The organism is Actinoplanes lutulentus (genome assembly GCF_003259845.1).
Taxonomy (GTDB): Bacteria; Actinomycetota; Actinomycetes; order Mycobacteriales; family Micromonosporaceae; genus Actinoplanes; species Actinoplanes lutulentus.
The window spans coordinates 96,905-111,097 of the sequence record NZ_QLMJ01000004.1 but is presented as its reverse complement, the minus strand read 5'-3'; the positions used below and the strand labels follow the sequence as shown (position 1 = coordinate 111,097).

12 protein-coding genes are annotated in these 14,193 nt (G+C 70.5%); 8 read left to right on the top strand and 4 right to left on the bottom strand.

The genetic code is table 11. The features are described from left to right. Position 1: 1 nt before the first annotated feature. The 4 genes from B0I29_RS10785 to B0I29_RS10770 are packed head-to-tail and all read right to left on the bottom strand — an operon-like array spanning position 2 to position 3,198. Positions 2-706: a monooxygenase gene (locus tag B0I29_RS10785; RefSeq protein WP_111648788.1), complete on the bottom strand. Its 705-nt coding sequence runs from the start codon at positions 704-706 to the stop codon at positions 2-4. A 4-nt stretch (positions 707-710) separates the two neighbouring features. Beyond that, a complete protein-coding gene (locus B0I29_RS10780) occupies positions 711-1,181 on the bottom strand; it encodes a YbaK/EbsC family protein (protein WP_111648787.1) in 471 nt (156 codons plus the stop codon). 3 nt (positions 1,182-1,184) lie between these two features. Then, positions 1,185-1,997 carry an SDR family NAD(P)-dependent oxidoreductase gene (locus tag B0I29_RS10775; protein WP_111648786.1) on the bottom strand — a complete coding sequence of 271 codons (813 nt, stop codon included), beginning with the start codon at positions 1,995-1,997 and terminating at the stop codon, positions 1,185-1,187. 16 nt (positions 1,998-2,013) lie between these two features. Beyond that, complete coding sequence (locus B0I29_RS10770; RefSeq protein ID WP_111648785.1) at positions 2,014-3,198, bottom strand: MFS transporter; 1,185 nt, start codon at positions 3,196-3,198, stop codon at positions 2,014-2,016. Between the two features lie 71 nt (positions 3,199-3,269). On the opposite strand from B0I29_RS10770, the gene B0I29_RS10765 reads away from it, so the two are divergent. From B0I29_RS10765 to B0I29_RS10730, 8 genes are all read left to right on the top strand, one after another. Then, positions 3,270-4,268 carry an ArsR/SmtB family transcription factor gene (locus tag B0I29_RS10765; RefSeq protein WP_111648784.1) on the top strand — a complete coding sequence of 333 codons (999 nt, stop codon included), beginning with the start codon at positions 3,270-3,272 and terminating at the stop codon, positions 4,266-4,268. A 398-nt stretch (positions 4,269-4,666) separates the two neighbouring features. Beyond that, a complete protein-coding gene (locus B0I29_RS10760) occupies positions 4,667-5,167 on the top strand; it encodes an SAV_6107 family HEPN domain-containing protein (protein ID WP_245972431.1) in 501 nt (166 codons plus the stop codon). A 631-nt stretch (positions 5,168-5,798) separates the two neighbouring features. Continuing rightward, positions 5,799-6,596, top strand: a complete 798-nt coding sequence (locus B0I29_RS10755; protein WP_111648783.1) for a hypothetical protein — start codon at positions 5,799-5,801, stop codon at positions 6,594-6,596. Next, positions 6,596-8,311 (top strand): DNA polymerase Y family protein, encoded by a 1,716-nt coding sequence (locus B0I29_RS10750; RefSeq protein ID WP_111648782.1) that lies wholly within the window; start codon positions 6,596-6,598, stop codon positions 8,309-8,311. Before B0I29_RS10755 ends, B0I29_RS10750 begins: the two co-directional genes overlap by 1 nt. Positions 8,312-8,323: 12 nt before the next feature. Beyond that, the gene (locus tag B0I29_RS10745; RefSeq protein ID WP_111648781.1) at positions 8,324-11,653 is read left to right on the top strand and encodes an error-prone DNA polymerase; all 3,330 of its coding nucleotides are present in this window, start codon (positions 8,324-8,326) and stop codon (positions 11,651-11,653) included. Positions 11,654-11,698: 45 nt separating this feature from the next. Then, positions 11,699-12,094: an SSI family serine proteinase inhibitor gene (locus tag B0I29_RS10740; protein WP_111648780.1), complete on the top strand. Its 396-nt coding sequence runs from the start codon at positions 11,699-11,701 to the stop codon at positions 12,092-12,094. A gap of 19 nt (positions 12,095-12,113) precedes the next feature. Further along, positions 12,114-12,857 carry a methyltransferase domain-containing protein gene (locus B0I29_RS10735; protein WP_111648779.1) on the top strand — a complete coding sequence of 248 codons (744 nt, stop codon included), beginning with the start codon at positions 12,114-12,116 and terminating at the stop codon, positions 12,855-12,857. Between the two features lie 10 nt (positions 12,858-12,867). Then, the gene (locus tag B0I29_RS10730) at positions 12,868-14,040 is read left to right on the top strand and encodes an alkaline phosphatase family protein (protein ID WP_111648778.1); all 1,173 of its coding nucleotides are present in this window, start codon (positions 12,868-12,870) and stop codon (positions 14,038-14,040) included. Positions 14,041-14,193: the final 153 nt, after the last annotated feature.

Here is a 14,193-nt window from a genome sequence, read left to right as displayed (position 1 = left end):
CTTACGTACGCTCCCTGTACTCGGCGGTTTCCGATTCAGCAGCCGAGGACCACCCCAGGACGGACCGGTCGCCGCTGATGTGGCGCACCGCGAAACGGGCGAAGAGCTCCTCGGCGTACCAGCGGTCGGTCGGTGTGCGGGCGATCGCGGCGCGGTGCTCCGGCTGACGGTACGCGAACGCGGTGAGGTCCGTGGCGCTGCGCCACACGCTGACCGTGCCCTGCCAGCCGATCGGCGCCTCCCCGATCCCGAACCGGGCGAGCAGGCCGGGCGCGGCGGCGAGTTCCCGGACCACCGGTGGGACGGCGTTCCAGAAACGGAGAGCGCGGGCCGGCCGCAGCCGGGCCCGGGTCAGTGCGAGAACCGGGCCGTCCACGACCCGGCGGGAAGAGCCGGTCGGCCGGAACGGTTCCCGGCCGGACCACTTGCCCCGGCTGACCAGCGGTTCCAGGTCGAGCCGGGCCTGTGCCACGGCGATCGCATCCCACCCCGGAAACCGCACCGGCCGGTCGCTGACCGAGATCGCCGCCCATCGGGTCAGGTCGCTGTCTCCTGGTCCGAAGGTGAGGCCGGTACCCGTACCCAGGAATTTGGCGAAACGGACGCCGGGGAGATGGCGGCGTGCGAAGGCCATGCGCAGCATGGCGGAGCCGACGAAGCGGTGCGGTATGCGCCAGACATGCAGGCTGACCAGGTCGTCGGACATGGGCTCAGGCGACGGTCGCCGGTGTCCCGGCGGTCACCCGGACGAGCTCGGCGTACGTGATCGGGAAGATCGACTGCGGTACGCCCGCCGCCGCCCACACCTCGGAGTACTGCTCGAGGTCGACGTCGATCAGGGTGCGGACCGGTTTCGGATGGCCGAGCGGCGCGACACCGCCGATCGCCTGGCCGGTGTGCAGCCGGACGAATTCCGGGGTGGCCCGGCGCAGTTTCGTGATGTCGAGCAGCGTCGCGACCCGCGTGGTGTCGACCCGGTGCGCGCCCGAGGTGAGCACCAGCAGCGGCTCGCCGTCCGCGTCGAAGATCAGCGAGTTGGCGATCTGGCCGACCTCGATGTTCAGCGCGGCGGCCGCGAGGGCGGCGGTGTGCACGGCCTCGCTCAGGATGGTGATCTCCACGGTGGCGCCCGCGTTCTCCAGGGCGTCCCGGACCGCGATCACATTGGGGTGGTTCAGCATCGTTTATCCCGTCGCTTCGGCACTGGCTTCCCAGAGCTTCGCAGCCAGCGAATCGTCCCGGGCGTGCGGGGCGGGTGTGGCCGGGGAGTCCCGGTCGACGTAGTAACCGCCCTGGACCAGCTCGTCCTTCGGCGCGGTGGACAGCCAGACCAGCAGCGCGCCGGCCTTTTCCGGGGTGACCAGGCCCGGTGCGTACTTGTAGAAGAACCGGGTCACCCGGCCCACGCCGAAGTTGCTGCGCACCACACCCGGGTGGAACGACACGCTGGTGATGTCCGGCCAGCGGCGGGCCGCCTCGGACGCGAAGAGGATGTTCGCCGCCTTGCTCGCGCCGTACGCCTGCCAGGTGCTGTACTTCGCCGGGTCGCCGGCCAGCCGGTCCGGATCCGGTTTGCCCTGCATGTGTGCGCGGGACGCGGTGTTCACCACGCGGGCGTCGCGCAGCCGTTCCCGCAGCAGGCTGGTGAGCAGGAACGGCGACAGGTGGTTGCCCTGGATGGTCGCCTCGTAGCCGTCCGTGGTCTTCCGGTGATGCTCGACCATCCCACCGGCGTTGTTCGCCAGCACGTCGATGCGGGGCAGGTTCGTCAGCAGGTGGTCGGCGAGGGCGCGTACCTCGGCGAAGGAGTCGAAGTCGGTGCGGTACCGGCCTGGTTCGCGTCCGTTGCCGGCGTCGCGTACCTCGGCGACCGCGTTCGCCAGGCGCTGCGGGTCGCGTCCCACCAGGACGACGTCGTCGCCCATGGCGGCGAACTGCTTGGCGGCGGCGAGACCGACACCCGAACTCGCGCCGGTCACCACGATCGTCCGTCCCATGGCGGGCCTCCTTCTTTTACGCGGGTGTCATGGTCGCATGTTCTCTGCTTCCTCTACCCAATGCCGGCGCGAGTAAGAGGGTGACGGTGATCGAGGCGGCCGACATCACCCCGATCGCGACGGCCGGGGTGGTGAACTCGGCGACCGTTCCGGCCAGCGCCGCACAGACCGCCTGCATGGTGAGCATGCCGGACGTGTGCAGACCCAGCGCCTGCCCTCGCGCGTCGGCCGGCACCAGCGCGACCAGACGTTCCTGAAGCAGCAGCGTGGAGCAGTACCCGATCGACGCGATCACCACCGCCACCGCTGCGATCGCCAGGTGAGGATCAAAGGCCAGAGCCAGATACGGTACGGCCAGAAGCAGCCGGAGAAACGGCGCGAGACGATCCCGCCACGACGGCGGCAGGAACCGGCCGGCCAGCACGTCACCGGTGAGCATGCCGACCGCCGCCGACGCCAGCAGCACCCCGGCACCGGTCGGCGAATACGGGACGAAAAGGGCCTCGCAGCCGACGATCAGGCCGTTCGGGATCCAGAGGCCGAGGTACACCGGGCGTACCGAAGTGATCGTCCATAGGCGACGGTTGACCCGCCAGGTCTCCACGACCGAAGGCCGTCCCGAGGCGCGCGGAGCGCGACGGGACAGGCCGAGCCGGGCCACCGCGGACGCCGTGAGATGCAGACCCGCGCCGACCAGCAGCGTCTGTCCCGGCGAGAGCACCGTGACCAGCAGGCCACCGGCCGAGAAACCCACGATCTGCATGGTCCCGGTCGCGATGTTCAGCGCCGAGCGGCCCAGAACGTACGCGTCCGGCGGCACGATCTCGGTGAGCAGCCCGCCCCGGACACCGCCGGCGAGCGAACCGGCCAGACCCATGCCCAGCAACAACACGAAGATCAGCCAGATCGGTGGGCCGGTGGACAGCAGGCCGACCAGCGTCGCGGTGACCAGCGCGAGGCTGCTGATGGCGGCGCGCGGCGGCAACCGATCCGCGGCGGAGAGAAGCAGCGTCGCGCCGGCCAGCTGCGCCAGTGACGGTCCGAACATGCTCAAGGCCGCGAAGAGCGGCGATCGGGTACGGGAGTAGACCTCGGTGGCGAGCGCCAAGCCGGTGACCGTGCCGGCGGCGTTCTGCGCGCACGCGGTGGTGAAGAGGGCCGCGAATTCGCGGTTGCGGAACAGCTCCCGATAGGTCTGCATGATCCGTGAGTCTTCGGGGGCGGGGGTTCAGGCGGTTAATGTTTCGCGTGCCGGCGAAAGGTGGTGCTGTTGTGGGCTGGTGGAATGTTGACGCCGACACGCTTGCCGGCAGCCGGTTCGTCCGGTCGCCGCTGGCTGAGGTGACGGCCGGGTTGATGGTGCTGCACAAGGGTGGGGTGGGCGACCCGGAGTTCCGGCGCTCGCACCTTTCGTCCTATCGGGCCCGGCTTGACGCTGACCCGATCGATGCGGCTCTGGTCGGCGCGGTGCTGCGGCCTCGATGGGTCGCCGATTTCGCGTCGCCGGCGCCGCCGCTGGTCGAGACGAGCTTCGCCGAGGAGGTTTCGGTCGTCCGCTCGGCGTCGCCTGCGCAGGTGCGGCTGGATTTGACGATGGCGTTCACGGCGGGGCGGTCGTCCTCGCTGCCGGCCGGTGCTGCGCGGCTTGCTGCTCTATGGGAACGCGACGATCTTGCCGAGCGGATGGCGGACCTGCTGACCTGGATCTGGGAGCGGGCCGTGGAACCGGACTGGGCGCGGCGCAGCCGGATTCTCGAGGCGGACATTCTCTCGCGTACGCGGCAGCTCAGCCTCGGCGGCTGGGCGGCGGCGCTGGACCGGATGCGGGACGGGATGCGCTGGCTCGGCGAAGGGCGGTTGCAGATCAACGCGCTCGACTATCCGCCGCAGGACATCTCCGGGAACCGTCTGCTCTTCGTACCGGTGACCATGTCCGGGGGCTGGGTGGCCGGGGGCTGGTCTTCGGGTGTGCAGCAGCGGTCCGCAGTGATCTACCGGTGTTCGGGGCAGCTCGCGTCCTGGTCGGGGGCGTCTTTGCCCGGTGCGCTGGGACGGTTGCTGGGGCCGGGGCGGGCTCGGGTGCTGGTGGAGCTCGATCCGCCGAAGAGCACCACTCAGCTGGTGGCGATCACCGGGCAGGGGCTCGGCTCGGTGGGCCGGCATCTGAAGGTGCTGCTGGACGCCGGGCTGGTGCTGCGGCGGCGGGCGGGGCGGAGTGTTCTTTACGCGCGTACGCCCGCGGGGGATGCCGTGGTGAAGGCAGCCGGCTAGACCTTCGTTCGATCATCCGTTCGAAAAAGTAGGTGGCGGGGCGAGTTTTTGTCGGAGGCGGGTGCTAGTGTCGGCTGTAGTTAGAACGGATGTTCGAAAGGGCGCTCGTTCTGATCCCGGGAGCGTGTTTCGCGGCTCGCCTCCCGGTGCGGCGCCCGCGAAGTGCCGCACGTGAGACCCGGGTTTTCGCGGGCCCGGGTCCGCACATGGCAGGCCGTCGCTCGCCGCCCCCGACCCCCGGTGGCGGGCGACGGACCCGCCGGCGGTGCCGGCCGGGTGTGGTGTGGGGAAGCTTCGCACCCGGTCGGCGTTACCGCTTGGTTCCACCCGCTGCGTCTTCCTCCGCAGCAATCGGTTCGACCACACGTCGGCTGCGGAAAAGGCGAGGAGAAATGCGCATGGCGAGCACCACGGCCCCCGGCCTCAGGTCGGCTCCCGGTCTAACACAGGTGCCCGGCGAGGCCGGCAAGGCGGAAACGCCCACGGTCCCGGCGCACATGCTGCCGCACCGCACACCGGCGCAGCTGCTGGCGATCGCCCGCGCGGGCTTGATCGAGGCGGCACACACCAAGCCTGACGGTCTTCGCTACGCGGCAGCGCACCTGGCCGCCCTGCGCGCCGCGGCGGCCCTGCTGGCGGCAAGAGCGAGACCGGCCGCCGGCGGCCGGCGAGCCCGGGAGACGAGCGTCTGGTCGCTGCTCTCCCTGGTGGCGCCCGAGTTCAGCGACTGGGCGGGCTATTTCGCCCTGGGCGCCGGCAAGCGAGCAGCCGCCGAGGCAGGCATCCTCCGCGTGGTGAGCGCCCGCGAGGCCGACGACCTGCTGCGCGCCGCCGAGCAGTTCGTGACAGTGGCGGAGTCCTCCCTGGGCCTGACCTACCAACCGCCCTTGGCAGCCTGACCACCCCCCGCCCGCGGGCCCAGCCAGAGCCGACCGTCATGGCCGACGCCTACCCAAGCCAGGCCGAGCCGGCCACAAGCAAGGCCGTCCTGCCCGGGCACAGCAGTCGCTGCGCTGTCCGAGCCAAGGCGGGTGGTGTTCTGTCCAGGTCGAGGCGGGGGTTGGCGCTCTTCGCACGCGGATCTGGCAAGTCCTGGTCGCCGCCTTGTGCTCGCGGCGCTCCCGTTGCGGATCTTGGCAAGTTCGGGTCGTCGCCGGCGCACTTTCGCGCGGGCCTCGGCGGCGGCATCCCCTTCTCGCCTTCCCCGTTTCCCGCTTTCCTGGCCGTGTCGCTCTCCGCGCTGCTCGGCTCTCTCTCCTTCCCGCTCTCCACGCCGTTCCTGCTCTCGCCGTCCGCTCGTCCGTCCGCTCGTCCGTCCGCTCGGATGGCGGCGATCTTGTTGGCTTTCGCGGATGCGTGTTCGCACAGCTCTTCAAGATCGAGCGGGGTTGGTTGATGGCTGGTCGATACGTGGGCTCGGCTTGCCTGGGGATCGCGACGGGAGTGGTGGTGATGGGAGGTGGGGCGGTGGTTGTGGGATTTGGGCGGCTGGTTTGAGTCTTTTGTGAGTTAGGTGGAGCGGGGCGTTACGTGGCGGGGCGCATGATCAGTGGTGCGGCTGCCCTTGCGGGGATGGTCCGGACGGCTACCGAGACCGATGAACCCGGGGCACACCGCGTGCTGCCGGTTGCGCCTGAGCTGGGTGGGCTGCTTCCGTGGCAGGGTTTGCGCCGGGGGAGCACGGTGTCGGTGGATGCCGGGCGGGCCGCGCCCGCTGGTGGTGGCACCTCGCTGATGCTGGCGTTGCTCGCTGCCGCTTCCCGGGCCGGCTCCTGGTGTGCGGTTGTCGGTGTGCCCGCGCTGGGGGCGCTCGCCGCCGCGGAGAGTGGCATCGTGCTCGACCGGCTCGCGCTCGTGCCGAACCCCGGCCCGGACTGGCCCACCGTCGTCGCCGCCCTGATCGACGGTGTGGACGTGGTGGTCACCGCGGTTCCCGGCACGGTCTCGGGGCCGATCGTGAGCAGGTTGGCGGCTCGGGCCCGGCAGCGTGGAAGTGTGCTCGTCCCGTTCGGTGACTGGTCCGGCGCGGACGTCACCCTGCGCGTGGGTGACGGCCACTGGGAAGGACTCGGCGCCGGCCGCGGCCGGTTGCGCCGCCGCGAAGTGACGGTCACGGCCCGAGGCCGGGGTGCGGCAGCTCGCCCCCGCGAGGTCGTCATGTGGATGCCCGGCGTCACCGCCCATGCGGCAATCCCCCCGATTCGCACGAAACGCCCAGCCGTCCCGGAGTCGGCGAGCTCTCGCGAGATGGCCACTGTGGAGGGTCGAGGCGGCGGTGGGCTGCGGCTGGTGGACCCGTGGGAGCGGGTTGCCGGAGGTGGGGGCTAGTGGAGACGGCTGTTCGAGCTTTGCTGGTCTGGTGTCCGGACTGGCCGGTTGTGGCCGCGGAGATCGTGGACGGGGTGTCCTCCGGGGCTGCTGTGGTGGTGCTCGCCGGGAACCGGGTTCTGGCCTGCTCCGAGGCTGCTCGGCGGGAGGGGATTCGGCGGGGGATTCGGCGGCGGGAGGCGCAGAGTCTGTGTCCGCATGTGATCGTGGTTGAGCATGATCCGGGGCGGGATGCCAGGGCGTTCGAACCGGTTGTCGCCGCTATTGAGGACGTGGTGGCCGGGATCGAGGTGATCCGGCCGGGCGCCTGTGCCGTGGCGGTACGCGGACCGGCCCGCTACTTCGGTGGCGAAGAAGCCGCCGCCGAGCGGATCGTCGAACAGGTTGCTCAAGCCTGCGCCGTGGAATGCCAGGTCGGGATCGCCGACGGGGTGTTCGCGGCGGGGATCGCGGCGCGCACCGGGCTTGTCGTCGAAGCCGGGAAAACACGGGAGTTTCTTTCCGGCGTACCCATCTCGGCTTTGGAGAAGCCGGACCTGACCGACCTGCTGAAGCGGCTCGGGGTTAAGACGCTGGGTGGGTTCGCGGCGTTGCCGGCTGGTGACGTGCTCAGCCGATTCGGGTTCGAGGGGGCGCTGGCGCATCGGCTGGCGTCCGGTTCTGATCATCGGCCGCTGGCGGTGCGGCAGCCGCCGATTGATCTTGCGGTGGAGGAGACCTACGACGAGGCGCTGGATCGGGTGGACGTGGCGGCGTTCGCCGGGCGGGCGCTTGCCGAGCAGTTGCATGACCGGCTCGCCGCGCACGGGCTGGCCTGCACCCGGCTCGGGATCGAGGCGGTGACCGCGGACGGCCAGGAGCTGTACCGGGTGTGGCGGCACGACGGCACGCTCACCTCCGCGGCGATCGCGGAACGGGTGCGCTGGCAGCTGGACGGATGGCTCACCGGTGCTCGGCGTGGTGGTCCGGGCGGGCCGACGGCGGGGCTGGTCCGGATGCGGCTCGTTCCGGACGGCGTGATGGTCCATCTCGGACTCCAGCCCGGACTGTGGGGCGAGACCGGGGCGGAGCGTGAGCGGGCGCATCGGGCGTTCAGCCGGGTGCAGGGCCTGCTCGGGCCGGATTCGGTGGTGACGGTCGTGCTCGGCGGGGGACGGTCGGCGGATGATCAGGTGCGGCTGGTGCCGTGGGGTGACGAGCGGGAGCCGTCGCGTCCGGCCGCGGAGCAGCGTGAGCCGATCCCGGGGATCGTGACGGAGCCGCTGCTGGGACGGATGGCGCCGGTGACGCACCTGCGCCCGATCCACCAGATCGACACATCCGAAAATTCGGAAATGGCCGCGCGAGCCACTAAAAGTGAGCCCAAAGAGAAGGAGAAGCGGAAAAACCCCTCCTGGCCTGGCCGCCTCCCTCGCCCCTCGCCGGCGATAGTCCTCCCCGAACCCCTCCCCGCGACCGTCCGCGACACCGCCGGAAACCCGGTCGGCGTCAGCGCCCGCCTCGAACTGACCGGCGAACCGGCAACCCTCGCCATCGACCGCGCCCGGCCCGAGAAGATCACCGGCTGGGCCGGACCCTGGCCGGTCGACGAGCGCTGGTGGGCGCCGGACGAAGCACGCCGGCGGGCCCGCTTCCAGATGACGACCGAGAGCGGCCGGGCACTGCTGCTCTCCCTCTCCCGGGGCCGCTGGCAGGTGGAAGCAATCTATGACTGACAAGGACGACTGATGGGCTTCCACAACCCGGACGTGCCCTGGGCACAGCTGGAACGAGCACTGTCCGGCACCGGCCCGGCGGTGCTCGACCCCCTCGCGATCGACGGCGACGGCGGTGACTCGCCGGCCTGGTCCCGCAAGCGCGAGCCGTACCGTCCGGCTCCCGGTCTGATCCGCACGGAGAGCTCGACGCCGTACGCCGAACTGCACAGCCACACCAACTTCAGCTTCCTCGACGGCGCCAGCCACCCGGAGGAGTTGGCGGAGGAGGCTGCCCGGCTCGGCCTGACCGGGCTGGCCGTCACCGATCACGACGGTTTCTACGGCGTGGTCCGGTTCTCCCAGGCGGCCCGCGAGCTGAGTCTGCCGACGATCTTCGGCGCCGAGTTGTCGCTGGGCCTGACCCGCCCGCAGAACGGCGAGCCAGACCCGGAAGGCGCCCACCTGCTCGCTCTCGCGCACGGCCACGAGGGGTACGCGAGACTGGCCCGAGTCATCTCGCAGGCGCACCTGCGAGGCGGCGAGAAGGGCAAACCCGATTACGGCAGCCTGGAGCAGATCGCCGAGGTACTGAAGGACCACGTGCTGGTGCTGACCGGCTGTCGCAAGGGGACGGTCCCGCTGGCCCTGGCCACGCACGGTGTCGAAGAGGCGGCGTACGAGCTGGATCGTCTCGCCGACCTGTTCGGCGCTCCGAACGTGGCGGTCGAGCTGACCGACCACGCCGACCCGTGCGACGGCGACCGCAACGACTACCTGTACGCGCTGGCCCGCAGCCGCAAACTGGAGGTGGTCGCGACCGGAAACGTTCACTATGCGGCACCGTCCCGACGCCGGCTCGCCACGGCTTTGGCCGCGGTGCGGGCCCGGCGCAGCCTGGACGACATGGACGGCTGGCTGCCCGCGGCCGGCGCCGCCCACCTGCGCAGCGGCGATGAGATGGCCCGCCGGTTCAGCGATTACCCGGGCGCGGTGGCGAACGCCGCGATGTACGGCGAGGACCTGGCGTTCGACCTGAACCTGGTGGCGCCGAGACTGCCCGATTACGACGTGCCGGAGGGGCACACCGAGATGAGCTGGCTGCGCGAGCTGACCATGCGCGGCGCCCGCCAGCGATACGAGGACGACGACCGGCGGGCTTACGACCAGCTGGAATACGAGCTGAAGATGATCGAGGAGCTCGGCTTTCCCGGATATTTCCTCGTCGTTTACGACATAGTCCGATTTTGCCGGGACAGTCGGATCTACTGCCAGGGCCGTGGCTCAGCGGCCAACTCGGCGGTCTGTTACGCCCTCTTCATCACCAATGTGGACGCGGTGAAACACCGCCTGCTCTTCGAGCGTTTCCTCGCCCCCGAACGTGACGGCCCACCCGACATCGACGTCGACATCGAATCTGACCGCCGAGAAGAGGTCATTCAGCACGTCTACGCCAAATACGGCCGCGAGCACACCGCCCAGGTCGCCAACGTGATCTCCTACCGCCCGCGATCGGCGGTCCGCGACATGGCGAAAGCGTTCGGTTTCTCCCCGGGACAGCAGGACGCCTGGAGCAAACAGATCGACCGCTGGGGCGACGTGGCGACGAGTGACAACGACATACCACAGAGCGTGATCAACGCCGCCAACGAGGTGCAGAACTTCCCCCGCCACCTCGGCATCCACTCCGGCGGCATGGTCATCTGCGACCGGCCGATCATCGAGGTCTGCCCGGTCGAGTGGGGCCGGATGCCCGGGCGCTCGGTGCTCCAGTGGGACAAGGACGACTGCGCCGCCGTCGACCTGGTCAAGTTCGACCTGCTCGGGCTCGGGATGCTGTCGGCGCTGCACTACGCGTACGACATGATCGAGGACGAGCTGGACCTGGGGACGATGCCGCTGGACGACCCCGAGGTCTACGAGATGCTCTGCCGGGCGGACTCGGTCGGCGTCTTCCAGGTGGAGAGCCGCGCGCAGATGGCGACCCTGCCCCGCCTCAAGCCGGGCACGTTCTACGACTTGGTGATCGAGGTGGCCCTGATCCGTCCGGGTCCGATTCAGGGCGGTTCTGTTCACCCGTACATCAGGCGGAAAAACGGCCTGGAGGCGCCGGACGTGCCGCATCCACTGATGAAGAACGCGCTGGCCAAGACGCTGGGTGTGCCGCTTTTCCAGGAGCAGCTGATGCAGCTCGCGATCGACGTCGCCGGCTTCGACCCGTCCGAAGCCGATCAGCTGCGGCGCGCGATGGGCTCAAAACGCTCCATCACCAAGATGGAAAGGATCAAAAAGCGACTGTACGAGGGGATGGCCGGCAACGGGATCACCGGTGAGCTGGCCGACGACCTGTTCCACAAGCTGTCCGCGTTCGCCAGTTACGGCTTCCCGGAGAGCCATGCCATGAGCTTCGCCTACCTGGTCTACGCGAGCGCCTGGCTGAAGCGGTACCACCCGGCGGCCTTCTGCGCGGCCCTGCTCAACGCGCAGCCGATGGGCTTCTACTCGCCACAGTCCCTGGTGGACGACGCGCGGCGGCACGGCGTCGAGGTGCGCCGGCCGGACATCAACCTCAGCGACGCGGCGGCGACGCTGGAAAGCACCCCGTCAACCCGCAGAAAAGCCGCGGCCGCCGAGCCTCCGCACGCTTGGGGACTGCGCGGCCCGGCCGTCCGCCAAGGCCTTTCCAGCATTCGTACGATCGGAGCCGACCTCGCCGAGCGGATCGAGGAGGAGCGCCTGAACCATGGTCCGTATCGGTCAATGACGGACCTGGCCCGGCGTACCGGCTGCTCCACCACGCATCTGGAGGCGCTCGCCACGGCCGACGCGTTCGCGAGTTTCGGGCTGTCCCGCAGGGAGGCGCTCTGGGCCGCCGGCGCCGCCTCCCAGGACAAGCCGGACCGGCTGCCCGGCACGGTGACCGGCACCGAGGCGCCGATGCTGCCCGGCATGAGCGACGTGGACGTGCTGGTCGCGGACGTCTGGGCGACCGGGCTGTCGCCGGACACGCATCCGGCGAAGTTCATCCGGGAGCAGCTGGAGGCGGCCGGCGCGCTGCCGATCAACCAGCTGGCCGAGGTGGAGGCGAACACCCGGATCCGGGTCGGCGGCATCGTCACCCATCGGCAGCGGCCGGCCACCGCGGGCGGGGTGACGTTCGTGAACCTGGAGGACGAGACCGGGATGCTCAACGTGACCTGCTCGCCGGGGCTGTGGATGCGGTACCGGCGAGTGGCCCGGAGCAGCACGGCCCTGCTGGTACGCGGCCGGCTGGAGAAGGTGGAGGGCGTACTGAACCTGGTGGCGGACCGGCTCGACGCGGTGACACCACCGGTCAGCCCGGCGTCCCGCGATTTCCGATAAATTGCACTATTTGCGAGGTAAGGTGCGCCTTTTTAGGGGTGCATCATGATTCAGGCAGTGCTCGGCCTCGTGGTGGCCGGTGCCGCGATCCTCGGCGGCGGACCCGGTCCCCGGCCGGAGGCCGGCTCGTACGGCTTGCCCGAGGGCAGCGACCTCACGCTCACCTACATGGCGAAAGCCGGCTTCGCGAGCGCGGTCAAACTCTCCTGCGACCCGGTCGGTGGCGGCCACCCCAAGGGCGCCGAGGCATGCGCCCTGCTGCGGAAGATCGATGCCGACCCGGCCAGGCTGCCGGCCGGCGACCGGATGTGCATCCTGCTCTACCAGCCGGTGACCGCCGAGCTCAAAGGCGTCTGGCAGGGCCGCGATGTGAGCTGGCGGCACACCTACGGCAATACCTGCGAGATGAACCGTGCAACGGGTGTCCTGTTCCAGTTCTGAAGGTCGCTAGGCTGCCGGGGTGGAAACTTCTGCGCGCACCGGCCGGCCCCTCGTCACGGCTCGTACCGCCGCGGTCTGGGCCGTCCTCCGCAAGGAGCTGGAACAGCACGCCGGCAAGACGCTGACCGTCCTCGATGTGGGCGGCGGGACCGGCGGGTTCGCCGTGCCGCTCGCCGAGGCCGGGCACACCGTCACCGTGATCGACGCGAGCCCGGACGCGCTCGCCGCGCTCACCCGGCGGGCCAGTGACGCGGGCGTCGCCGACCGGATCCACGCCGTGCAGGGTGACGGCGACGCGCTCGCCTCCCTCGTCGAGCCGGGCAGCGCCGACCTCATCCTCTGCCACGCGGTGCTCGAGGTCGTCGACGACCCGGCCCGTGTGGCTTCGGCGATCGCGACAGCGCTCCGGCCCGGCGGCGCGGTCAGCCTGCTGGTGGCGAGCCGTGCGGCGGCCATCCTCGGCCGCGCGATCAACGGCCATCTGCGTGCGGCCGCCTCGCTGGTCACCGATCCGGCGGGCCGTGCCGGCCCGCGCGACACCCTGCTTCGCAGGTTCGACGCGGCGAGCGCCACTGCTCTTCTCACGGCCGCGGGACTCCAGGTCGAGCAGATCCATGGGGTACGCGTGGTCGCCGACCTCCTGCCCGCCACGGTGATCGAGGACGACCCGCAGGCCGTGCTCGATCTGGAGCTGGAGCTGAGTTCCCAGCCGCCGTTCCGGGACATCGCCTCCCAGCTGCACCTGTTCGCCCGCCGGTCGTGAGGGCGCTGCCATGAGTGTCCCGGCGGACGGGCTCCCGGCTGACGCGCTGCGGATCGTGCCGCCGGCGTACGGCACGGGCAGCCTCGCCGACCTGCTGCCCAGTGTGTCGGCCGTGCTCGGGGTGCCCGGCGCCGTCGACGTCCTCGGGCTGACCGCCCGTCTCGACGGGATCGACCGGGTCGGTGTGCTGCTGGTGGACGGGCTTGGGGCGTACCAATTGCCGTTGGCCTCGAAGCACGCGCCGGTGCTCGCGGATCTCGCGGCAGGGGGTCGTGGCCACGCCGGCACGCTGACGGCCGGCTTTCCGTCGACCACCCCGGTCAGTCTGGTCACGCTCGGCACGGGTGTGCCGCCGGGCGCGCACGGCGTTCTCGGTTTCACGGTGCGCAGGCCGGACGGCCGGGTGCTCACCCACATCGCCTGGGGTGACGACCCGGATCCCCGCGAGTGGCAGCCGGTGCCGACCAGGCTGGAGACCGCCGCTGCGGCCGGCGTCGACGTCACCGTGGTCAGCAAATCGGCGTTCGAGGGCAGCGGACTGAGCCTCGCCGCCAACCGCGGCGGCCGTTACGTCGGCGCCGACGACGGGAACGCGGTGGCCGAGGGGATGCTCGCGGCGCTGCGGCGCTCGCCGGGGCTCGTCTACGGATATCACCCGGATCTCGACCATTTCGGCCACGAGGACGGCATCGACTCGCCGACCTGGCAGGCCGCCGCCCGGGGCGTCGACAAGATCCTCGATCAGATCGTGCACGGCCTCCCGCCGAACGCCGCTCTGCTCGTGGTCGCCGATCACGGCCAGCTCAATGTTCCGCTGGCCGGTCGATACGACATGGCGGACAATTCGGCCCTGCGCGAGGGTGTGGTCGCGGTCGCGGGCGAGCCTCGGGTGCGTTATCTGTACGCGGCCGAGGGCGCCGAAGCCGACGTGATCGCCAATTGGCGCGGAGTTTTCGGCGCGGACGCCCGGGTGATGACCCGTGACCAGGCGATCGGCGAGGGCTGGTTCGGCGAGGTGCCGCCGTCGCACGCCGGGCGGATCGGCGACGTCGTGGTGCTCTGCCAGGGGCGGGCCGTCGCGCTCGCCTCCGAGTGGGAGCCGGCCGCAGCGGGACGATTGGTGGCATACCACGGCTCGGCCACAGCGGCAGAGATGACGATCCCACTGTTGGTCGTCCGCTAACTCACTGGGCGTGATCATTGCCACTTCGGCGCGTGCAGTCGGTCTTTTGGGACGAACCAATCTTGAGGGCACGGAAAATCACCCGCACTCGGCGGTCGTCCGGCTTTCCGACCCGCCACCCCGCTCGTAGACTTGCGTGATAAGGCAGCCGAC

What these genes read in the sequence shown, in the direction of transcription:
- B0I29_RS10785 (WP_111648788.1), bottom strand. Translation starts at nt 706, where the DNA reads ATGTCCGACGACCTGGTCAGCCTGCATGTCTGGCGCATACCGCACCGC.
- B0I29_RS10780 (WP_111648787.1), bottom strand. Translation starts at nt 1,181, where the DNA reads ATGCTGAACCACCCCAATGTGATCGCGGTCCGGGACGCCCTGGAGAAC.
- B0I29_RS10775 (WP_111648786.1), bottom strand. Translation starts at nt 1,997, where the DNA reads ATGGGACGGACGATCGTGGTGACCGGCGCGAGTTCGGGTGTCGGTCTC.
- B0I29_RS10770 (WP_111648785.1), bottom strand. Translation starts at nt 3,198, where the DNA reads ATGCAGACCTATCGGGAGCTGTTCCGCAACCGCGAATTCGCGGCCCTC.
- B0I29_RS10760 (WP_245972431.1), top strand. Translation starts at nt 4,667, where the DNA reads ATGGCGAGCACCACGGCCCCCGGCCTCAGGTCGGCTCCCGGTCTAACA.
- B0I29_RS10745 (WP_111648781.1), top strand. Translation starts at nt 8,324, where the DNA reads ATGGGCTTCCACAACCCGGACGTGCCCTGGGCACAGCTGGAACGAGCA.
- B0I29_RS10740 (WP_111648780.1), top strand. Translation starts at nt 11,699, where the DNA reads ATGATTCAGGCAGTGCTCGGCCTCGTGGTGGCCGGTGCCGCGATCCTC.
- B0I29_RS10730 (WP_111648778.1), top strand. Translation starts at nt 12,868, where the DNA reads ATGAGTGTCCCGGCGGACGGGCTCCCGGCTGACGCGCTGCGGATCGTG.